This is a genomic window from Sphingobium lactosutens (assembly GCF_013393185.1).
GTDB classification, from domain to species: domain Bacteria; phylum Pseudomonadota; class Alphaproteobacteria; order Sphingomonadales; family Sphingomonadaceae; genus Sphingobium; species Sphingobium lactosutens_A.
In genome coordinates, this window is sequence record NZ_QJQX01000012.1 from 15,530 (window position 1) to 33,545 (window position 18,016).

At 65.2% G+C, this 18,016-nt stretch carries 23 protein-coding genes and 1 tRNA gene; 5 read left to right on the plus strand and 19 right to left on the minus strand.

The window, feature by feature from the left end; all coding sequences use genetic code 11:
• The first annotated feature begins 78 nt into the window (after nucleotides 1-78).
• The 3 genes from DM806_RS00180 to ybaL all read left to right on the plus strand — a co-directional run bounded on the left by DM806_RS00180 (nucleotide 79) and on the right by ybaL (nucleotide 2,445).
• Nucleotides 79-474 carry a hypothetical protein gene (locus DM806_RS00180; RefSeq protein WP_256869012.1) on the plus strand — a complete coding sequence of 132 codons (396 nt, stop codon included), beginning with the start codon at nucleotides 79-81 and terminating at the stop codon, nucleotides 472-474.
• Nucleotides 475-527: 53 nt separating this feature from the next.
• The gene (locus tag DM806_RS27045) at nucleotides 528-653 is read left to right on the plus strand and encodes a hypothetical protein (RefSeq protein WP_256869013.1); all 126 of its coding nucleotides are present in this window, start codon (nucleotides 528-530) and stop codon (nucleotides 651-653) included.
• 148 nt (nucleotides 654-801) lie between these two features.
• Complete coding sequence (gene ybaL, locus DM806_RS00185) at nucleotides 802-2,445, plus strand: YbaL family putative K(+) efflux transporter (RefSeq protein ID WP_179041265.1); 1,644 nt, start codon at nucleotides 802-804, stop codon at nucleotides 2,443-2,445.
• A gap of 121 nt (nucleotides 2,446-2,566) precedes the next feature.
• Here ybaL and DM806_RS00190 read toward each other — a convergent pair whose 3' ends face one another.
• From DM806_RS00190 to DM806_RS00235, 10 genes are all read right to left on the minus strand, one after another.
• Entirely contained in the window at nucleotides 2,567-4,315 is a 1,749-nt protein-coding gene (locus DM806_RS00190; protein ID WP_179041266.1) for a DEAD/DEAH box helicase, read from the minus strand.
• 310 nt (nucleotides 4,316-4,625) lie between these two features.
• Nucleotides 4,626-5,324 (minus strand): 50S ribosomal protein L1, encoded by a 699-nt coding sequence (gene rplA, locus DM806_RS00195; protein WP_179041267.1) that lies wholly within the window; start codon nucleotides 5,322-5,324, stop codon nucleotides 4,626-4,628.
• A gap of 4 nt (nucleotides 5,325-5,328) precedes the next feature.
• A complete protein-coding gene (gene rplK, locus DM806_RS00200; protein ID WP_179041268.1) occupies nucleotides 5,329-5,760 on the minus strand; it encodes a 50S ribosomal protein L11 in 432 nt (143 codons plus the stop codon).
• 383 nt (nucleotides 5,761-6,143) lie between these two features.
• Complete coding sequence (gene nusG / locus DM806_RS00205; protein WP_179041269.1) at nucleotides 6,144-6,680, minus strand: transcription termination/antitermination protein NusG; 537 nt, start codon at nucleotides 6,678-6,680, stop codon at nucleotides 6,144-6,146.
• A gap of 33 nt (nucleotides 6,681-6,713) precedes the next feature.
• Nucleotides 6,714-6,920: a preprotein translocase subunit SecE gene (gene secE, locus DM806_RS00210; protein ID WP_179041270.1), complete on the minus strand. Its 207-nt coding sequence runs from the start codon at nucleotides 6,918-6,920 to the stop codon at nucleotides 6,714-6,716.
• A 231-nt stretch (nucleotides 6,921-7,151) separates the two neighbouring features.
• A tRNA-Trp gene (locus DM806_RS00215) sits at nucleotides 7,152-7,227 on the minus strand.
• A 63-nt stretch (nucleotides 7,228-7,290) separates the two neighbouring features.
• Nucleotides 7,291-8,208, minus strand: coding sequence for a YihY/virulence factor BrkB family protein (locus DM806_RS00220; protein WP_179041310.1), 918 nt, complete (start codon nucleotides 8,206-8,208; stop codon nucleotides 7,291-7,293).
• Between the two features lie 120 nt (nucleotides 8,209-8,328).
• Nucleotides 8,329-9,027, minus strand: a complete 699-nt coding sequence (locus DM806_RS00225; RefSeq protein WP_179041271.1) for a murein L,D-transpeptidase catalytic domain family protein — start codon at nucleotides 9,025-9,027, stop codon at nucleotides 8,329-8,331.
• A gap of 52 nt (nucleotides 9,028-9,079) precedes the next feature.
• The gene (locus DM806_RS00230) at nucleotides 9,080-9,394 is read right to left on the minus strand and encodes a hypothetical protein (RefSeq protein WP_179041272.1); all 315 of its coding nucleotides are present in this window, start codon (nucleotides 9,392-9,394) and stop codon (nucleotides 9,080-9,082) included.
• Between the two features lie 6 nt (nucleotides 9,395-9,400).
• Nucleotides 9,401-10,870 carry a L,D-transpeptidase family protein gene (locus DM806_RS00235; protein ID WP_179041273.1) on the minus strand — a complete coding sequence of 490 codons (1,470 nt, stop codon included), beginning with the start codon at nucleotides 10,868-10,870 and terminating at the stop codon, nucleotides 9,401-9,403.
• A 57-nt stretch (nucleotides 10,871-10,927) separates the two neighbouring features.
• On the opposite strand from DM806_RS00235, the gene DM806_RS00240 reads away from it, so the two are divergent.
• A complete protein-coding gene (locus tag DM806_RS00240) occupies nucleotides 10,928-11,821 on the plus strand; it encodes a histone deacetylase family protein (RefSeq protein WP_179041274.1) in 894 nt (297 codons plus the stop codon).
• Nucleotides 11,822-12,009: 188 nt separating this feature from the next.
• On the opposite strand, the gene DM806_RS00245 is transcribed toward DM806_RS00240, so the two are convergent.
• The 8 genes from DM806_RS00245 to hisB all read right to left on the minus strand — a co-directional run bounded on the left by DM806_RS00245 (nucleotide 12,010) and on the right by hisB (nucleotide 16,572).
• Nucleotides 12,010-12,582 (minus strand): hypothetical protein, encoded by a 573-nt coding sequence (locus DM806_RS00245; RefSeq protein WP_179041275.1) that lies wholly within the window; start codon nucleotides 12,580-12,582, stop codon nucleotides 12,010-12,012.
• Between the two features lie 71 nt (nucleotides 12,583-12,653).
• The gene (locus DM806_RS00250; protein WP_179041276.1) at nucleotides 12,654-12,974 is read right to left on the minus strand and encodes a phosphoribosyl-ATP diphosphatase; all 321 of its coding nucleotides are present in this window, start codon (nucleotides 12,972-12,974) and stop codon (nucleotides 12,654-12,656) included.
• A gap of 36 nt (nucleotides 12,975-13,010) precedes the next feature.
• Nucleotides 13,011-13,280 (minus strand): PEP-CTERM sorting domain-containing protein, encoded by a 270-nt coding sequence (locus tag DM806_RS00255; RefSeq protein ID WP_179041277.1) that lies wholly within the window; start codon nucleotides 13,278-13,280, stop codon nucleotides 13,011-13,013.
• A gap of 158 nt (nucleotides 13,281-13,438) precedes the next feature.
• Nucleotides 13,439-14,203 carry an imidazole glycerol phosphate synthase subunit HisF gene (gene hisF / locus DM806_RS00260; protein ID WP_179041278.1) on the minus strand — a complete coding sequence of 255 codons (765 nt, stop codon included), beginning with the start codon at nucleotides 14,201-14,203 and terminating at the stop codon, nucleotides 13,439-13,441.
• Nucleotides 14,204-14,303: 100 nt separating this feature from the next.
• The gene (hisA, locus tag DM806_RS00265) at nucleotides 14,304-15,041 is read right to left on the minus strand and encodes a 1-(5-phosphoribosyl)-5-[(5-phosphoribosylamino)methylideneamino]imidazole-4-carboxamide isomerase (protein ID WP_179041279.1); all 738 of its coding nucleotides are present in this window, start codon (nucleotides 15,039-15,041) and stop codon (nucleotides 14,304-14,306) included.
• 26 nt (nucleotides 15,042-15,067) lie between these two features.
• A complete protein-coding gene (gene hisH / locus DM806_RS00270) occupies nucleotides 15,068-15,679 on the minus strand; it encodes an imidazole glycerol phosphate synthase subunit HisH (RefSeq protein ID WP_179041280.1) in 612 nt (203 codons plus the stop codon).
• Nucleotides 15,676-15,963, minus strand: coding sequence for a YciI family protein (locus DM806_RS00275; RefSeq protein ID WP_179041281.1), 288 nt, complete (start codon nucleotides 15,961-15,963; stop codon nucleotides 15,676-15,678). Before DM806_RS00275 ends, hisH begins: the two co-directional genes overlap by 4 nt.
• 21 nt (nucleotides 15,964-15,984) lie before the next feature.
• Entirely contained in the window at nucleotides 15,985-16,572 is a 588-nt protein-coding gene (gene hisB / locus DM806_RS00280; protein ID WP_179041311.1) for an imidazoleglycerol-phosphate dehydratase HisB, read from the minus strand.
• An 85-nt stretch (nucleotides 16,573-16,657) separates the two neighbouring features.
• Here hisB and DM806_RS00285 point away from each other — a divergent pair, with 85 nt between their 5' ends.
• Nucleotides 16,658-17,134 (plus strand): SspB family protein, encoded by a 477-nt coding sequence (locus DM806_RS00285; protein WP_179041282.1) that lies wholly within the window; start codon nucleotides 16,658-16,660, stop codon nucleotides 17,132-17,134.
• Between the two features lie 136 nt (nucleotides 17,135-17,270).
• Here the strand turns inward: DM806_RS00285 and DM806_RS00290 are convergent, their stop codons facing one another.
• Nucleotides 17,271-18,005 (minus strand): FadR/GntR family transcriptional regulator, encoded by a 735-nt coding sequence (locus tag DM806_RS00290; protein ID WP_179041283.1) that lies wholly within the window; start codon nucleotides 18,003-18,005, stop codon nucleotides 17,271-17,273.
• Between the last annotated feature and the right edge of the window lie 11 nt (nucleotides 18,006-18,016).

Sequence of the window (18,016 nt, forward strand, 5' to 3'; positions counted from 1 at the left end):
GATCGGGGCCAGTATCCGGACTGGTTTTCCGCGCTTTCTTTTCCTATCTTGGCCCGGACGAAGGGAATGGCGCGGCCTATGCAGCATATGGGAACAGAAAAGTGCAGGGAAAGGGCGGGCGTCAGCCGCGCCGCGATCCTTGCCGCTGTCTGGACCCTGATCGCCGTCACCCTCCTGTCGGCGCTCGCGCCGCTGGGGCCGCCCCTCAGCCGACTGAAGGGGTCGGCCTTCAACCCTGCGACCAGCGAAGTCGTGCTCAAGGCGCGCGCCCGCGTCATGACGCAGGTGGCCCAGCCCGTCCGGCCCGATGGCGACGGTCTGCCGCCGGTTGCGATCCTGTGCCTTGCCATGGCGTTGCTGCCTGGTCTCTGGCGCAGGCCCTCCATCCTTCCCGCCATTGGTGAGGCGAACGCGCCTGGCCGCCTGCACCTCATCCAGGCGCATCGCGCCAGAGCGCCGCCCGCCTTCTTCTGACGACCCGAACCCGCCCGTCATGCACGGGCTTTCGTCGGAAGAGGAGCTTTCTCATGCCCCGCAAATCCCTGCGCCGCGGCCGTCGTCGTCCGCCCTGGTGGTTCATGCCCGTCGTCATGGCGGGCCTCGGCGCCGCCGCCGTGGCCCTGTCTGCGGCGATGATGACCATCGTCGAATAGAATCGGCGTTTCCCAACCGCCGTTCGTTTCGCACTTGCTGTTTTCCGACCCGATCGAAACGAACGGCATGGTTGGATGAACCCGGAAATGTTAGCTTTCCGCCGTGGCGTTTTCCCGCAGCGCCCGGCGACTGGATCGAAAGGCATTCATGCCCCATCACACGCCCCTTATCGGTACGATCGTTGCCGGCCTTGTCGTTGCCTTCATCATGGGCGCCATCGCCCATCGCCTCAAACTCTCGCCGCTGGTCGGCTATCTCATCGCCGGCATCATGGTCGGCCCCTTCACCCCCGGCTTCGTCGCCGATGCCGGTCTTGCCAATGAACTGGCCGAAATCGGCGTCATCCTGCTCATGTTCGGGGTCGGCCTACATTTCTCGCTGAAGGACCTGCTTTCGGTGAAGGCGATCGCCGTCCCCGGTGCGATTGTCCAGATCGCTGTCGCGACCCTGCTCGGCATGGGCCTTGCCCACCTCATGGGATGGACGCTGATGGGCGGCCTCGTCTTCGGCCTTGCCCTGTCGGTCGCCAGCACCGTTGTGCTGCTGCGGGCGCTGCAAGGCGCCGATCTGGTCGAAACCCGGCGTGGTCGCATCGCGGTCGGCTGGCTGATCGTCGAGGATCTGGTGATGGTGCTCGCCCTCGTCCTGCTCCCCGCGCTCGCCAGCGTCATGAACAATGCCGAAGGCGGCGGGGCAGGAGCGCTCGTCGCGCCGCTGCTGGGCACGTTGCTGAAGGTGGTGGGCTTCGTCGCGGTAATGCTGATCGTCGGCCGTCGCGTCATTCCCTGGGCGCTCCACTGGGTCGTCCACACCGGATCGCGCGAGCTGTTCCGCCTCGCCGTCCTCGCCATCGCGCTGGGTGTCGCCTTCGGTGCGGCCCTCGCCTTTGACGTGTCCTTCGCGCTGGGGGCGTTCTTCGCCGGCATGATCCTGGGCGAAACGCCGCTCAGCCGCCGGGCCACGGAAGAAACGCTCCCCTTGCGCGACGCCTTCGCCGTCCTCTTCTTCGTGTCGGTGGGGATGCTCTTCAACCCGTCGATCGTGATCGAGCATCCGTTGCCCCTGCTGGCCACGATCCTTATTATCGTCATCGGCAAGTCCATCGCCGCCTGGGGCATCGTCCGTGCCTTCGGCTATCCCAATGTCACCGCGCTCACCATTGCTGCCAGCCTCGCCCAGATCGGCGAATTCTCCTTCATCCTCGCCTCGCTCGGCGCGGGGCTCGGCGTCCTGCCACCGGATGCGCGCGACCTGATCCTGGCCGGCGCGATGGCGTCGATCTTCCTCAATCCCATCATCTTCTCGATGATCGTGCGCGAGAATAAGAAGGACGAGGACGAGACGGAGGAAGGCAGGCAGACCTCAGGCGCCTCGGAACGCCCGCGTATCGGCCATGTCATCCTGGTCGGCTATGGCCGTGTCGGCAAGCTGATCGCCAGCCGTCTGCACGAACGCAAGGTCCATTTCGTCATCGTGGAAGGCGACCCGGAACGAGTGGAGGAGGCCGAAGAGGCCGGCCTCCCGGTCGTGAAGGGCAATGCGCTGGAGGACAAGCATCTGCTCGCCGCCGGCATATGCGAGGCGCGTCATTTGCTGATCGCGGTGCCCGAAGGGTTCGAAGGCGCGGCGATCCACGATCATGCGCGCAACCTCAACGCCAATCTCCAGGTCATCGCCCGCGCCCATTCGGACGCCGAAGTCGCGCATCTGGAGCGTATGGGCGTGCCGCATGTCGTCATGGGCGAACGGGAACTGGCGGCGCGGATGCTGACGCTCTGCGGCGTCGGATAGACGATGCTTCGGAGCGGGGGATCAGGCTGAAGTCACCCCGTTCAAAGGACCGGAAATGAAAAGAGGGCCGCCAGTCATCCGACCGGCGGCCCTCTTTCATGCCTGGCGATGCGTCAGGATGTCAGCGCGGTTTGCGCGGTCCGCCGGGGCCGCCACGCTTGGGTCCGCCCTTGAAGGGACGGGGCGCGTAGCCGCCCGGCGCATTTGCGCGCGGTCCGCGATCATTGGGACGGCCGCCGGCCCGCTTATGCTCGCGGGCCTGCTCGCGCGGCGCGCCGTCGATCGGCTCGAACGCCACGTCCGCACCCTCGTCGCTGGCTTCGCCGGTGCGCTTGATCGATGCGATGAAGCGGCTGGCGATCGCCTTGGGGATTTCGAACATCGTCTCGTTGGTGGTGATCCGGATCGCGCCGATATCCTGGCGCGACACATGGCCGCGACGGCAGATCAGCGGCAGGATCCAGCGCGGATCGGCATTCTGGCGACGGCCGATGTCCATGCGGAACCACTGGGTGTCCTCAAAGCCCGGACGCGGCCCGTCGTTGCGCACCGGCGCTTCGCTGCGGTCGAGCAACTCCTCGGGCGCGGGGAGGGCGGCGCGGGCGCTCTTCACCAGCATCGCCGCGATTTCCTTGGCGCTCTTCTCGGCCAGCAGTTCGGCGCCCAGCGCCCAATCCGCCTCGTCCAGCTCCGCCTTTTCCATCAAGGTGGTGCGCAGGCGGACATTGTCCTGCTCCAGGATCGCTTCCTTGCTCGGCGGAGTGCCCCATTCGACCGGGATCTTCGCTCCACGCAGCATCGATTCGACCCGGCGACGACGGGGATAGGGCACGATCAGCACGGCCGTGCCCTTCTTGCCCGCACGGCCGGTGCGGCCCGACCGGTGCTGCATCGTTTCCGCATCGCGCGGCAGCTCGACATGGACGACGAGGCTGAGCGAGGGCAGGTCGATGCCGCGCGCGGCGACGTCGGTGGCGACGCAGACCCTTGCCCGCTTGTCGCGCAGCGCCTGCAGCGCATGGTTGCGCTCATTCTGGCTATGCTCGCCCGACAGCGCCACGGCGGCGAAGCCGCGCTCGGTCAGGCTGCTATGCAGGTGGCGCACATTGTCGCGGGTCGCGCAGAAGAGGATCGCCGTTTCCGCCTCATGATAGCGCAGCAGGTTGACCACCGCATTCTCGATGTCGGACGGAGCGACCGTCACTGCCTGATAGCTGATGTCGCCATGGCCGCGTTCCTCGCTCATGGTCGAGATACGCAGCGCGTCGCGCTGGTAACGCTTGGCGAGCGCCACGATCGGCTTGGGCATGGTGGCGGAGAAGAGCAGGGTACGGCGGCTTTCCGGCGCGCCGTCGAGGATTTCCTCCAGATCTTCGCGGAAGCCCATGTCGAGCATCTCGTCGGCTTCATCGAGCACGACGGAGCGCACGGCCGACAGGTCCAGCGCCCCGCGCTCCAGATGGTCGCGCAGGCGGCCCGGCGTGCCGACGACGATATGGGTGCCGTGCGACAGGTTGCGGCGCTCCTTGGCGGCGTCCATGCCGCCCACGCAGGTCGCGATGCGGGCGCGGGCCGCGCCATAGAGCCATTCCAGTTCGCGGCTCACCTGCAACGCCAGTTCGCGCGTCGGTGCGATCACCAGCGCCAGCGGCTTTTCCGGCATGGGAAGGCGATCGGCGTCGCCCAGCAATTCGCCTGCCATGGCAAGGCCGAAGGCGACCGTTTTGCCCGATCCGGTCTGCGCCGACACCAGCAGGTCGCGGCCATGCGCTTCCTCCTGGGTGACTTCGCTCTGGACAGGGGTGAGCGCCTCATACCCCTTGGCAGTCAGCGCCTGGGACAGGAGGGGGGGAAGAGTTTCAAATGTCATGTTCTTGTTTTCCATCGGATAAAGCGACCCGCCATTGTCCGACGGATACAAAGACCTTTTCCATGCTCCCGAAACGGGAACCCAAGGCGCAAGGTCGTGCGTCTTGGTCTTCACCTCCCCCTTGCCGGTGGAGGGACCACTTGCCGGGCAAGTGGGGAGGGGCTGCCCTCCGCCAGAGGGGGACACCCCTCCGTCAGGCGCTGCCGCGCCCTCCATCTCCCTTTCCAGGGAGGATGATCTCATAAAATAAGAAAGCCGCCTTCCCTCGCAAGGAGGGAGGGCGGCCCCTTTACCTGTTATCCGCGTGGGATCAGATCGATGCGACTTCCGCCACATCGACCTTCACGCCCGGGCCCATCGACGACGACAGGGCGATCTTGCGGACGTACTTGCCCTTCGAACCCGACGGCTTCGCCTTGACGATCGCGTCGACGAAGGCGTCGAAATTCTTGCGCAGGTCTTCGGCCGAGAAGCTCGCCTTGCCCAGACCGGCGTGGATGATGCCGGCCTTTTCGACGCGGAACTCGATCTGGCCGCCCTTGGCAGCCTTGACCGCTTCGGCGACGTTCGGGGTGACGGTGCCCAGCTTCGGGTTCGGCATCAGGCCCTTGGGGCCCAGAACCTTGCCGAGGCGACCCACCAGACCCATCATGTCGGGGGTGGCGATCACGCGCTGGAAGTCGATGTTGCCGGCCTGGATCGATTCGAGCAGGTCTTCGGCGCCCACGATGTCGGCGCCAGCGGCGGTCGCGGCTTCAGCCTTGTCGCCACGGGCGAACACGGCGACGCGGACGTCCTTGCCGGTGCCGGCAGGCAGGGTGACGACGCCACGGACCATCTGGTCGGCGTGACGCGGGTCGACGCCCAGGTTGATTGCGATTTCGACGCTTTCGTCGAACTTGGCGGTCGCGTGGGTCTTGATCAGGCCCAGCGCTTCGGCTACGCCGTGCAGCTTTTCCTTGTCAACGGCAGTGGCCAGGGCCTTCGCCTTCTTCGTCAGCTTTGCCATGGTCTTAGCCCTCCACCACTTCGAGGCCCATCGCGCGAGCGGAGCCTTCGATGATCTTCGTCGCCGCGTCGATGTCGTTCGCGTTCAGGTCGACCATCTTGGTCTGCGCGATTTCGGCGAGCTGGGCGCGGGTGATCTTGCCGGCGACGACCTTGCCCGGTTCCTTGGAACCCGACTTCAGGTTGACGGCCTTCTTGATCAGATAGGTGGCTGGCGGCTGCTTCGTCACGAAGGTGAACGAACGGTCCGCGAAGACGGTGATGATGGTCGGCAGCGGGGTGCCCTTTTCCATCTTGTCCGTCGAGGCGTTGAACGCCTTGCAGAATTCCATGATGTTCACGCCGCGCTGACCCAGGGCAGGGCCGATCGGCGGCGAGGGGTTGGCGGCTCCGGCGGGCACCTGGAGCTTGATATAGCCCGTAATCTTCTTGGCCATTTTCACTCACTCTGTAGCTGGTGGACTTGCAGGCAAATCCACCGGTTCAAGTTTAGCGGTCGAACGGCTCCCCAGGGAAGCCTCCCGCGCATGTTCCTGCTGCCCGGGGGCGGCATGGAAGCGCGGGCCTATAGCGATCTTTTCCTCCGAAGGAAAGGGGCGAGTTTTGGGAAACAAAATCGCCGGTTCGGCACGTTGCTTGAAGCGGAACTGCCCCACCTCCGTTCGTTTCGAGCGCAGTCGAGAAGCGGGCAGTGCCGTCCTATCGCTTCTCGACTTCGCCCGAAGCGAACGGGAGGAAGCAGCTTGTCCAGCTCCAATGCAAAAAGGGCCACCGGCCCGGCAGGCTGGCGACCCTTTTGTGCATCCGCCGAAGCGGCGGCTTATTTCGACAGTTCGACCTGCTCGAAGTCCAGCTCGACCGGGGTAGCGCGACCGAAGATCGACACAGACACCTTGACGCGGTTCTTTTCGAAATCCAGTTCCTCGACCACGCCGTTGAAGCTGGCGAAGGGGCCGTCCAGCACCTTGACGCTGTCGCCGATCTCGTAATCGACATTGACCTTGTGCTTGGGCGCGGCCTCGGCTTCCTTCTGGGCGCCGAAATAGCGGGCGGCGTCGGCTTCGCTGATCGCCTGCGGCTTGCCGCTCGATCCTAGGAAGCCCGTCACCTTGGGCGTATTCTTGACCAAGTGATAGATGTCGTCGTTCATCGCCAGCTTGGCGAGGACGTAGCCGGGCATGAACTTGCGCTCGACCTGGACCTTCTTGCCGCGCTTGACCTCGGTCACGGTCTCGGTGGGGACTTCCACCTGCTCGACCAGCTGGGAGAGGCCCATGCGCTCGGCTTCGGACAGGATCGATTCCTTGACCTTGTTTTCGAAGCCCGAATAGGCGTGGATGATGTACCAGCGCGCCATGTTACCGTTTCAAACTCCCAATTAGCCTAGAAATCAGGCCTGGCCCGCTGCAACGCTCAGCAGCCACTGAACGATCGCGCCGAAGAAGGTGTCGATGCCGAAGAAGAAGAGGCCCAGCAGCGTGGTCATGATGACGACCATCACGCCGGTCATCAGCGTTTCGCGGCCGGTCGGCCACACGATCTTCTTCGCTTCGGTCTGTACCTGATTGACGAATTCGCCGGGGGAAACCTTCGCCATCGCCTGCCTTCTTGAACGTCTCGAACCAACACCAATTCGCGAAGCAACAGTCCGCCCTCCCGATCCCGCCCTGTTCGGCGTCCGGGGGTGCGGCCGCATGCTCCGCGACCAAGCTTCACTGGCCTATTTGGCCGCGATTTCTTAACCAGCGGACGTTCCGTCCACTTCGAAATCGCTAAGCGCACTTAGCCGCGAACTCTTGGTTTTTCAAGGGTTCGCGGCCAGTTCGCTTGGCAGGAGTGGAGGGACTCGAACCCACGGCATTCGGTTTTGGAGACCGACGCTCTACCAACTGAGCTACACTCCTGCACTGACCGGAGCCAGCGAAGGAGGGCGCTTTAGCGTGGCGTGGCGGGAAGGGCAAGCGCCATTATGCGGCTTTTTGCATCGGCTCCGCGACCTGGGTGTCGGCGCTGGTCTGGCGCTCGGCCTCCGCGTTGATCTGCGCGCCCAGCAAGACGACATAGGCGGACACGAACAGCCAGAGTTGCAGCACGACGACCGCGCCCAGCGACCCGTAGGTTTCGTTGTAATTGCCGAAGCGCGAGACGTAGAAGGACACGCCGAGCGTCACGAGTAGCCAGAAGAGCGTCGCCGTCACCGACCCGACCGTCAGCCATTGCCATTGCGCCTTGCGCCTGTGCGGGCCGAACCGATAGATGAGCGCGAAGATGGCGCTCGCGAGCAGGCCCGCGCTGACCCACGTCGTGGCCTTGATCGCGAAGATCACGCCCGGTCCCCAACCGATCAGCAGTTTCTGGATGAGGCCGATGATGGTCGCGGTGACGACGCCTGCCACGACGACCAGCACAGCCGAAAAGGTAATGCCCATCGATACGCGATAGAGGGCGATGATGCCGCGCGCCTCCTTCGACGCATAAACGATGTTGAGCGCTTCCATGATCGCGGTCGCCGCGCGCGTCGCGCCATAGACGGCGAGCGCCAGCGCCATGACCAGGCCCAGCCCGGTGGTGCCCTTGGCAGCGGAGACGACGCCGATCAGCTGATCGTTGATGAGCGTGGCGGCGTCATTCGGCACGACGGTGATGATCGCGGCCATGTGCCGCTGGACCAGCGCGGGGTCGCCGATCAGCCCATAGGTCAGGACGACGGCGGCGAGCAGCGGGGCGATGGAGAGAAAGGCATAATAGGCGACGCCCGCCGACAACAGGCCAAGATGATTGCCCGACATGGCCGCATAGACGCGCTTCAATATCTCCCACCAGGCGCAGGGCGGGATTTTCCACGGCGCATCGACATGCACCTGCTGCGCGACGGTTGCGGTCATCATCTTCCCCTGCTGTTCATGAGGCAAGCGCATGAACGGGGAGGGGGTTCCTTGGGCGGCTGGGTGGGGGAGAGGGCTGGTGCGGCAAATCCGGCTTCTGCCGGATTTCCAAACGGCCTATCAGCCCTTGCCGATCTTGTCCGCGTAGAGCATCCGGCCGGGGCCGAGCAGGCCCAGCACCTGCGGCACGATATGCGGGGCAACGGCGAAGCAGCCTTCGGAACGACCGCATTTGCCCCAGGCCGCGACATGATCCTCGGTCACATAATCGGCGCCATGGATGACGATCGCGCGCGATTCGGCATTATTGTTCTGTGCGTCGAGGCCGATGAGGCGCATCGACCGGCCATGCTGGCCGAAATACATGTCGCCCGTCCTGAACGCGCCCTGGCTGCTGGCTAGTGAGTTGAATTCATTAGAAAAACTGTGCAACCAGCCGGAATGGCCGGGATCGGAGCCGCGCCCGTGCGACACCAGATAGCTGCTGCTCTGCCCGCCGATCAGGTCGACGATATGCATGCGCGCCTCCTTCGAGGGCGCGTCGAAGTCGACAATCGCCACACGGTCGCGCAGGGTGAAATGATGGGCATGATCGTCCAGCGCCGCCTTGGCTCGCTCCAGCAGTGCGGCATAGGGTTTGGGCGGAACGGGGCGCGGCACGGCGGGAACCGGAGCGGGACTCGCGGGTTGAGGCCCCAAAGTTCCGGGCCCAGAAGTTCCGAAACCTGTCGCAGGCAGCGCGGCACGGCCCATGCTGTCGGACAGAAACGAAAAAGCGAGTCCGCTTAAAGCGAACTTCGTGAAATTACGGCGATCCATCCGACCAATATAGCAAAGTCAGCGCCCCGATTGAAGACCGGGGCGCACGACCTCATTCGCCCGTCTTGTTCGCTCCGTCCGCAGGCAGGCTCTGTTCGCCGCCTTCGGGCAGGCGCGACGTCATGCCGGTGGCTTCGGCGTCATCCTGTATCTGCTGCTGTTCCGACACGGTCGGCGGCGGCGCGGCCGGAGTCGCGACGGCGTTGTTCTGCGGTTCGGGCAGCGGAGCAGCGTCCGGCTCGTTGACGATCACATTCTCGACCGGCGGTTCGACCAGATTGTTGGTGGCGGGCGCTTCCTCTTCCTTCTTGCCGCAGGCAGAAAGGGCAAGCGCGCCGGCAAGAGCGATCAGGGCAAATTTGCGCATGGGATGTCAGTCCTTGGAGGCGATGTTCGTGGGAGAGGCGATGGTCGGATCGAGCCGGCGGCTCGACGCCTCGATCTTCTGTGCCAGCAGCTTGTCCCAGCCATAGGGATCGGCGCGGAAGCTGACCGTACCGTTATTGCTGGCGAAGGCAGTCCAGTAGAGCAGATAGACCGCGACCTGACTGGGCAACGACACGCGCTGGGTTTTGCCCTCGTCGATCAGAGTCTGGATCTGACCGTTGAGGTTCGGATCAGCGGCGACCATCTGCTCGGCCAGCGACACCGGCTTTTCAAGGCGAATGCAGCCATGGCTGGCCAGCCGGTCATAGCTGGAGAATTTCCCGCGCGACGGCGTGTCGTGCAGATAGACGGCGAAGGGATTGTTGAAGTCGAACTTCAACCGGCCAAGGGCGCTGCCGGGGCCGGCCGGCTGGACGATGCGCTCGCCGCCCTCGGGAGTCTTGATAATCTTGTAGCCCTGCCGGGCCAGGGCTGCACGACCCTTGGGGAACAATTCCCGCTTGGCGATCGACATGGGCACGTTCCACGGCGGGTTGACCACGATCGAATGGATGCTGGACGACAGCATCGGCGTCGCATTGTCCGGGCTGCCGGTGACGGCGCGCATCGAGCTGACCGGCTGGTCGCCCTCGAACACGGTCAGCACGGCGGCGGCGATATTCACCTGGACGCGATTGACCGGCAGGCTGCGCGGCATCCAGCGCCAGCGCTCCATATTGGCCATGATCGCGGCGATCCGGTCGTCCACGCTGACGTTGAGCGCGGTCAGGGTGCGGGCGCCGAGCTGGCCGGTGGGTTCCAGGCCATAGCGGCGCTGCGCGCGCTGGATCACGTCGACCAGATTTTCGTCCGGCGTGACGGCGGAGTCTTCCAGCGCGATGCGCTTGCGCACGACATCGGGCGTCGAAGTTGCGGTCAGGGTCGGCCAGCCGCCCTTGTCGCGAATCGCCTCATATTTGGTGAGGCCCTTGCGCAGCGTTTCATAGCCGGCCCAGGGCGGGGTCAGGCCAGTGGCCCATTGCTGAAGGCGATCTTCGGTGACGGCCTTGGCAAGGCCGGGGCGCGGATCGAAGGCGGCGGGGCGCAGCGCCCAGATGTCGAGGAAGTCGGCGGTGTCGACCCGGCCAGTGCTGAGCGCCTTGGCCCGGTCGAGCACCGCGCTGACGAGGGCAGGACCGCTCAGCGGGCCGCTGGCCTTCTGCCGGGCCATCAGGCCCTGCGCCGCGCCGGACTTCAGCCAATCGTTCGCCCAGGCCTCTTGCGCCGGGGACAGCGCCGGGATCGGGACGGGCGGCGGGGTGACGATGGCGGGGGGCAGCGGCTGGACCTGCTGCGGTTGGGCCGGCAGCGTCGGAACGACCGCAGGGGGCGCGGCAGATTTTTGCGCTACAGCAGGAGCGGTGCCAAGGCCGGTGAGCGCTAGCAGCGAGAAGCGGATCAAATCGGGACGGTTCATGCTGGACCAGATAGCGCAAAGCCGCCATCGTTCAAATCGCGATAGCGGGAAAAGATCATGCTGCACGTTGTTCACCATCCCGCCTATGTCTCCCCTGCAACACCCGGCAGTGCTTTTCGTTTCGACAAATATGGCCTGGTCATGGACGCGCTGCGGGAAACCGGGGTTTCCCATGTGACCCATGCGCCACAGCTCATGTCGCGCGAGTGGATCGCGGCGGTGCATGATCCGGCCTATGTCGACGAGGTGCTGACCCTGTCGGTGCCGGCGGACAAGGAGCGGCGCATCGGTTTTCCCGTGACGGAGCGCGTCATGCGCCGGTCGATGCTGTCGCCGGGCGGCACCTGGCTGGCGGCGAAGCTGGCGCTGGTTCATGGCTATGCCGCCAATGCGGCCGGTGGCAGCCATCATGCGCTGGCCGATACCGGTGCGGGCTATTGCGTGTTCAACGACCTCGCCATCGCGGCCAACCGGTTGATCGCGGAGGGTGATGCAGCGCGAATCCTGATCCTCGACCTCGACGTGCATCAGGGCGACGGCACCGCCTCCCTGCTGGCGGGGCGACCGGAGATTTTCACTCTGTCGATCCATGCGGAAAAGAATTTCCCGGTGCGCAAGGCGCGGTCGACGCTCGATATCGGATTGGAGGATGGCACGGGCGACGAGGCCTATCTGGCCATATTGGCGGACACGCTGCCGCGCGTGCTGGATGATTTCGCACCGGACCTGATCCTCTATCAGGCCGGAGTCGATCCCCATGGCGAGGATCGGCTGGGCCGGCTGGCGCTGAGCGATGCCGGGCTGGATGCCCGCGATCGCTATGTCATGCGCCAGGCGCGCGGGCGCGGTCTGCCTGTCGCCAGCACCATGGGCGGCGGCTATGGCGCGGACCGCATGGCGGTCGCGCACCGCCACGCCGCCTGCATGATCCGAATGGCGGAGGAAATTTAGGAGCGATCGGCATTCAGCCCTGACGGGCTGCAAATGTTGAGCCGGGTCACGTGCCTCGGCCCAACTTTCGGCGCTTCCGGTGCTCACATACTTTTAGTACGCTGCGTTGAAGCGAGGCACGTGACTCGCTTCAAGGGTCACGAAAACCCACCATTTTCGCCACGTCATCATCTGAACGTCGATCGCTCCTAGTGCAGCGTGCCGGCCGTCGCTGAGGAGTCCTTGCCCTCCATCAGCTTCGCCGCGATCAGGCCGGCGGCGGTCAGCGCGACGAAATCGCTGAAGGCGAGGTAGAGGATATAGCCCCAGGGCGCATGGTTGAACACGGCCTGTCCAACATGCAGCCATAGCACGGCGGCCAGCGCGAAGAGGATCGTCACCCGCACCCGACTGGCGAAGTCGGCCAGAGCGAAGCGCAGCGCCAGCGCGATCACTACGCCGACGACCAGCGACAGGATCAGGCCGCCGATCAGGCTGGCGCCGTCCATCACCGGGAAACCGCTGCTATTGTAGAAGACCTGCGCCACGGGGCCGCGACCGTAGAGGATCGTGCCCTGCGCGGTGGCCGGATCAGGGATGACATAGACGCCGGTACCGGTCGGGGTGAGCGCCTGCGCCATCGCTGCCTGCAAATTGGCGCTCGCCTGCCCGTCGGCGCGACTGAACGCCAGCGCGCTCAAGGGCGTGCCCCAGAAGATGAAGCCGGTGATGAACATGGCGAGACCGCCCAGCAGGCCGCCGATCAGAGAACGAACCATCATGCCTCCCCCTTTTTCCGATGCGAAGCTGACGCATCAACGCGGGGCAGGCAACATCTTTCCCCGGCGAGCGGTCAGTCCTTGGCGCGCGACGCCTTTTCGGCGATGCCGGACACGCCTTCGCGCCGGTCCAGCTCGTCCAGCACGGCATCGAACGATATGTCGAGATCGGCCAGCAGCATCATGAGGTGGAAGATCAGGTCGGCACTTTCGCCGATCGCGCCGTCGCGATCGTCCGCCATGGCGGCGATGACGGTTTCGACCGCTTCCTCGCCCACTTTCTGGGCGATCTTGGCGCGGCCCTTGGCGGCCAACTTGGCGACATAGGAAGCCGAAGGATCGGCGTTCCGCCGCTGGCGGATGGTCTGTTCGAGAGTCTGAAGGGTCGCGCGCATGCAGCGCATCAAGCGCCGTGCGCGCGACCCGTCAAATCATTTCTTCTTACGGCGTGCGTAGAGTACCCGGCCGGCCAGCACGGCAGCGCCCATGCCGAACAGCGCCATCTGTTCCGGCTCCGGCACCTTGGTCGGATCGCCGCCCGACGAGCCGCCACCCGACGAACCCGTGTCGCCACCGCCGCTGCTGGACGAGCCGCTGCACTTGCCGAACCAGCACCACCAGGTTGCCTGAGCAGGCGCGGGCACGGCGGCGCCCATCAGGCCGGCAGCGCCGACGGCGAGAAGCATCTTGGTCAATTTCATCACATTACCCCGTTTGCGTCGAACCATGATCGGTTGAACGCGACCGACTTTGGTTAAGCAGGGTTCGTGCCACAGGGTATCAACGGACGTATTTCCGCCGAAAATCATGGTTAACAGCCGGGCGGGACTGGTGGTCGTTGTAAAGTAAATCGACGCCTTCAACCAGCGCGGACGGGCACGCCCGCCGCCGCCAGCGCATGGTGCGCCTCCGCGATCGTATGCTGGCCGAAATGGAAGATGGAGGCGGCTAGCACCGCGCTCGCATGGCCTTCCACGACACCCTCGACCAGATGGTCGAGCGTGCCGACGCCGCCACTGGCGATCACCGGAATCGACACCGCGTCCGCGATCGTGCGGGTGAGGGCGAGGTCATAGCCCTGCTTCGTACCATCTCCATCCATCGAGGTGACGAGCAATTCGCCCGCGCCCAGCTCGGCGAGACGGAGCGCATGGTCCAGCGCGTCGATGCCGGTCGGCTTGCGGCCGCCATGGGTGAAGATTTCCCATTTTTCCTCGCCGACGCGGCGGGCGTCGACCGACCCGACGATGCACTGGCTGCCGAATCGGTCGGCAATGTCGGCGACCAGTTCGGGGCGCGCCACGGCCGCGCTGTTGACCGCCACCTTGTCCGCACCGGCGAGCAGCAATGCGCGCGCATCCTCGGCGCTGCGCACCCCGCCGCCCACGGTCACGGGCATGAAGCACACCTCTGCGGTGCGCCGCACGACGTCGAGGATGGTGCCCCGCGCCTCATGGGTGGCGGTGATGTCGAGAAAGCAGAGTTCGTCCGCTCCGGCTGCGTCATAGAGCTTGGCCTGCTCGACCGGATCGCCGGCATCCTTCAGGTCGACGAAATTGACGCCCTTCACCACGCGGCCATTGGCGACGTCGAGGCAGGGAATGACGCGGGTGCGGACGGTCATTGAAACAGGCTCCCAAATCCGTTCGGTTCGAGCTTGTCGAGAACCCGCGCGCAACGGTTCTCGACAAGCTCGAACCGAACGGGGAGTGGGGCGTGTCGGATCAAGCCGCCGCCTGCGCCACGGCCAGCGCGGTCTTGAGGTCGAGGCGGCCGTCATAGAGGGCGCGGCCGGTGATGACCCCTTCGATCCCGTCATCGGCATGGAGGCTGAGGATGCGGATGTCCGCGATCCCCGCCACACCGCCGCTGGCGATCACCGGAATGTCGGTGGCGCGGGCAAGATCGACGGTCGCGTCGACATTGCAGCCCTTGAGCAGGCCGTCGCGGCCGACATCGGTGAAGAGCAGGCTGGCGACGCCCGCATCCTCGAACCGGCGGGCCAGGTCGATCACCGGCATGTCGCTCTTTTCCGCCCAGCCGTCGGTCGCGACGAAGCCGTCGCGCGCATCGACCGCGACGACGATGCCGCCGGGGAAATCGCGCGCCGCGGCCTTGACGAAGGTGGGATCTTTCAGCGCCGCCGTGCCGATCACGATGCGCGACACGCCCAGGTCGAACCAACGCTCGACCGATTCGCGGTTACGGATGCCGCCGCCCAGTTGGACATGGCCGGGGAAGGCTTCGACGATCTTCTCGACCGCTTCGGCATTGACCGCATGGCCGGCAAAGCTGCCGTCAAGGTCGACGACGTGGAGATGTTGCGCGCCCGCCTCGGCGAAGAGCAGCGCCTGCGCGGCGGGATCGTCGCCATAGACGGTGGCGCGGTCCATGTCGCCCTCGGCAAGGCGGACGACCTGCCCCCCTTTGAGGTCGATGGCGGGAAAGACGATCAGGGACATGGACTTAACCTTTGCGCGAGCGGGGCTTAGGGCCGCCAGTCGAGAAAACGGGACAGGAAAGAGAGGCCATAGCGCTGGCTCTTTTCCGGGTGGAACTGGCAGCCGATGATGGTGTCGCGCGCGACGGCGGCGACCAGCGACCCGCCATGGTCGGTCGTGGCGGCGACATGCGCCGGATCGGCGACTTCATAATGATAGCTATGCAGGAAATAGGCCTCGCCCGCCTCGATCAGGGGCGGCGCGCCGTTCAGCACGACATCGTTCCAGCCCATGTGCGGCACCTTCACGGCGGCGTCGGCCGGCTCGATCAGCCGCACCGTGCCGGGAATCCAGCCCAGCCCTTCATGCCGGCCAAATTCCTCACCCGCATCGGCGAGCAACTGCATGCCGACGCAGACCCCCAGAAACGGCGTGCCGCGACCGTTCACGGCCTCGTTCATGGCGTCGACCATGCCGGGGATCGCCACCAGCGCATCGCGACAGGCGCGGAAGGCGCCCACGCCCGGCAGCACGATGCGGTCGGCCTTGGCCACGACATCGGCGTCGGCGGTGATGACGACAGTGTCCGCGCCCGCCTTGCGCAGGGCGTTATGCACCGAATGGAGATTGCCCGCGCCATAGTCGATCAGGGCTATCATGGCAGCAGCGTCTCCAGATTGACGCTGGCGGCGCGCGCCGGGAGGAATTCGATCAGATCGAAGGAGGCCGCGCCATTGACGACGAAGGGATCGGTCGCCGCCTTCGCCGCGATCTCGGCCTTTTCGCCGCGGGCGATCAGGATGCCACCGGTCCGCGGCTCGCGCCGGCCCGCCAGCAGCAGCCAGCCATCCTCGATCCCGCGGTCCAGCCATGCCCGATGATCCGCCAGCAGGCCGTCCAGCACCTCGATCGGCGCCGTGTAGGTCAGCGAGATGATGAACATGGAACCGGCCTTTCTATGCGCTTACAACATGCCCTTGGTCGAGGGAATGGAGTCGGCCTTGCGCGGGTCGATCTCCACCGCCTGGCGCAGGGCGCGGGCAAGCCCCTTGAACGCGCTCTCGACGATATGGTGGTTGTTGCTGCCATAGAGAAATTCGATATGCAGCGTGATGCCGGCGGCCTGGGCGAAGCTGTGGAAGAAATGCTCCACCATCTCCGTATCCCATTCGCCGATCTTCTGGACCGTGAAGGGCAGCTTGCACACCAGCCAGGGGCGGCCCGAAATGTCGAGCGACACGCGGGTCAGCGTCTCGTCCATCGGCGAATAGACGCTGCCGTAGCGGCTGATGCCGCGCTTGTCGCCCAGTGCCTTGCCTACAGCCTCGCCAATCGCGATAGCCGTATCCTCGGTGGTGTGATGCTGGTCGACATGCAGGTCGCCCACGGTCTTCACATCCATGTCGATCAACGAATGGCGCGACAGCTGCTCGATCATATGGTCGAGGAAGCCGATGCCCGTCGAAACGGTATAAATGCCCGTCCCGTCAAGGTTGACGGTGACGTCGATTTGGGTTTCCGCCGTGTTGCGGTGAATCTCGGCCTTGCGCATGGCCGCCCTATAGCGCCTGCCGCGCGTCATGCAATCTGTCTGGACGGGCTTGACCCTCTGTTTCGTGCCGCTAGGACATTGGGCCATGAGTGAAGATCTGCCCGATAGCCTGATTCCCTATGACGAAATCGTGCAGGAGGCCCTGCGTGCAGTCGTCGGCCGGGTGCTGGGCGAAGTCCAGCAGACCGGCGGGCTGCCGGGCGCGCATCATTTCTACATCACGTTCAAGACGCAGGCGCCGGGGGTCGATATTCCCAAGCATCTGATCGAACGTTTTCCCGATGAAATGACGATCGTTCTCCAGAATAAATATTGGGATCTCAAGGTCAGCGGCACCCATTTCGAGGTCAGCCTGACCTTCAACCAGATTGCCGCCCATCTTTTCATCCCCTTCAGCGCGATCACCGCGTTCGTCGATCCCGCCGTCAATTTCGCGCTCCAGTTCCAGGTTCAGGCCGACGAGGAGCCAGAGCCGCATGACCAGGCCGAAAATGACGCGCCGCAAGTGAAGACCGAGGACGGCTCGAACGTCGTGACGGTGGATTTCGGGAAGAAGAAATAAGGGCGCGCGCGGGCGGGTTCGTCTTCTGGCACGCATAGTCGCTTCCCGCCGCCGTCGGTTTGCATCAGGCCGCTGGAAAAGCGGTTCCATCTCAGCCGAAGCGCGTCGAATGCGCCTCAGCCGAAGCCGTGCAGCCCTATTCCGATAGCGCAATATCCATGTCGGCCAGCGCAAGCCGCAGCAGTTCGGCCATGCTGTTGCGCGCTGCCGCCGTATCGCGCGCGGCGATCGCCCGATGTACCGCCTGATGGTCGGGCAGGGGGTCGCGCGGCAGCAACTTCTTGCGATGCTTGAAGGTCGTGGTCCAGCTCACCGCCGCCCCGACCGAACTCGCCAGCGCTTCCAGCGCGTCATTATGCGCGGCGGCGAGGATGGCGTGGTGAAAACGCTGGTCGGCGGCGCGGCCCTCCGGCGTGGAGAGGCCATAGCGCGCCATTTCCGCCAGAGCCGCGTCCATCACCGCCAGTTGCTCCTCGGTGCGGCGGCGCGCGGCGAATTCGGCGGCGGCGGGTTCGATCACCCCGCGCAGCTCGAACAGGTCGCGGATGAAATTTGCGTCCGGTTCCCCCGCGAACATCCAGGCGAGCATTTCCGGGTCGAGCACATTCCAGCGCGCGCGGGGCAGGACGCGGGTGCCGGCCTTGGGGCGGCTTTCCAGCATCCCCTTGGCGATCAGGATGCGTACGGCCTCACGATAGGCGGTGCGCGACACGCCGAGCCGTTCCGACGCCTCGATCTCGCCCTCGAACAGGTCGCCGGGCTTGTGCTTGCCGGTCAATATGGCGGTGCCCAGATCGCGGGCGATCGCCTGATGGATGCGGAGCGCGCCTTCTTCCGATCCGAACGATCCGTCCTGTCGCGCGCTCCCCATCGTCTTTTCCT

What these genes read in the sequence shown, in the direction of transcription:
- DM806_RS00180 (WP_256869012.1), top strand. Translation starts at nt 79, where the DNA reads ATGCAGCATATGGGAACAGAAAAGTGCAGGGAAAGGGCGGGCGTCAGC.
- DM806_RS27045 (WP_256869013.1), top strand. Translation starts at nt 528, where the DNA reads ATGCCCCGCAAATCCCTGCGCCGCGGCCGTCGTCGTCCGCCCTGGTGG.
- ybaL (WP_179041265.1), top strand. Translation starts at nt 802, where the DNA reads ATGCCCCATCACACGCCCCTTATCGGTACGATCGTTGCCGGCCTTGTC.
- DM806_RS00190 (WP_179041266.1), bottom strand. Translation starts at nt 4,315, where the DNA reads ATGACATTTGAAACTCTTCCCCCCCTCCTGTCCCAGGCGCTGACTGCC.
- rplA (WP_179041267.1), bottom strand. Translation starts at nt 5,324, where the DNA reads ATGGCAAAGCTGACGAAGAAGGCGAAGGCCCTGGCCACTGCCGTTGAC.
- rplK (WP_179041268.1), bottom strand. Translation starts at nt 5,760, where the DNA reads ATGGCCAAGAAGATTACGGGCTATATCAAGCTCCAGGTGCCCGCCGGA.
- nusG (WP_179041269.1), bottom strand. Translation starts at nt 6,680, where the DNA reads ATGGCGCGCTGGTACATCATCCACGCCTATTCGGGCTTCGAAAACAAG.
- secE (WP_179041270.1), bottom strand. Translation starts at nt 6,920, where the DNA reads ATGGCGAAGGTTTCCCCCGGCGAATTCGTCAATCAGGTACAGACCGAA.
- DM806_RS00220 (WP_179041310.1), bottom strand. Translation starts at nt 8,208, where the DNA reads ATGACCGCAACCGTCGCGCAGCAGGTGCATGTCGATGCGCCGTGGAAA.
- DM806_RS00225 (WP_179041271.1), bottom strand. Translation starts at nt 9,027, where the DNA reads ATGGATCGCCGTAATTTCACGAAGTTCGCTTTAAGCGGACTCGCTTTT.
- DM806_RS00230 (WP_179041272.1), bottom strand. Translation starts at nt 9,394, where the DNA reads ATGCGCAAATTTGCCCTGATCGCTCTTGCCGGCGCGCTTGCCCTTTCT.
- DM806_RS00235 (WP_179041273.1), bottom strand. Translation starts at nt 10,870, where the DNA reads ATGAACCGTCCCGATTTGATCCGCTTCTCGCTGCTAGCGCTCACCGGC.
- DM806_RS00240 (WP_179041274.1), top strand. Translation starts at nt 10,928, where the DNA reads ATGCTGCACGTTGTTCACCATCCCGCCTATGTCTCCCCTGCAACACCC.
- DM806_RS00245 (WP_179041275.1), bottom strand. Translation starts at nt 12,582, where the DNA reads ATGATGGTTCGTTCTCTGATCGGCGGCCTGCTGGGCGGTCTCGCCATG.
- DM806_RS00250 (WP_179041276.1), bottom strand. Translation starts at nt 12,974, where the DNA reads ATGCGCGCGACCCTTCAGACTCTCGAACAGACCATCCGCCAGCGGCGG.
- DM806_RS00255 (WP_179041277.1), bottom strand. Translation starts at nt 13,280, where the DNA reads ATGAAATTGACCAAGATGCTTCTCGCCGTCGGCGCTGCCGGCCTGATG.
- hisF (WP_179041278.1), bottom strand. Translation starts at nt 14,203, where the DNA reads ATGACCGTCCGCACCCGCGTCATTCCCTGCCTCGACGTCGCCAATGGC.
- hisA (WP_179041279.1), bottom strand. Translation starts at nt 15,041, where the DNA reads ATGTCCCTGATCGTCTTTCCCGCCATCGACCTCAAAGGGGGGCAGGTC.
- hisH (WP_179041280.1), bottom strand. Translation starts at nt 15,679, where the DNA reads ATGATAGCCCTGATCGACTATGGCGCGGGCAATCTCCATTCGGTGCAT.
- DM806_RS00275 (WP_179041281.1), bottom strand. Translation starts at nt 15,963, where the DNA reads ATGTTCATCATCTCGCTGACCTACACGGCGCCGATCGAGGTGCTGGAC.
- hisB (WP_179041311.1), bottom strand. Translation starts at nt 16,572, where the DNA reads ATGCGCAAGGCCGAGATTCACCGCAACACGGCGGAAACCCAAATCGAC.
- DM806_RS00285 (WP_179041282.1), top strand. Translation starts at nt 16,658, where the DNA reads ATGAGTGAAGATCTGCCCGATAGCCTGATTCCCTATGACGAAATCGTG.
- DM806_RS00290 (WP_179041283.1), bottom strand. Translation starts at nt 18,005, where the DNA reads ATGGGGAGCGCGCGACAGGACGGATCGTTCGGATCGGAAGAAGGCGCG.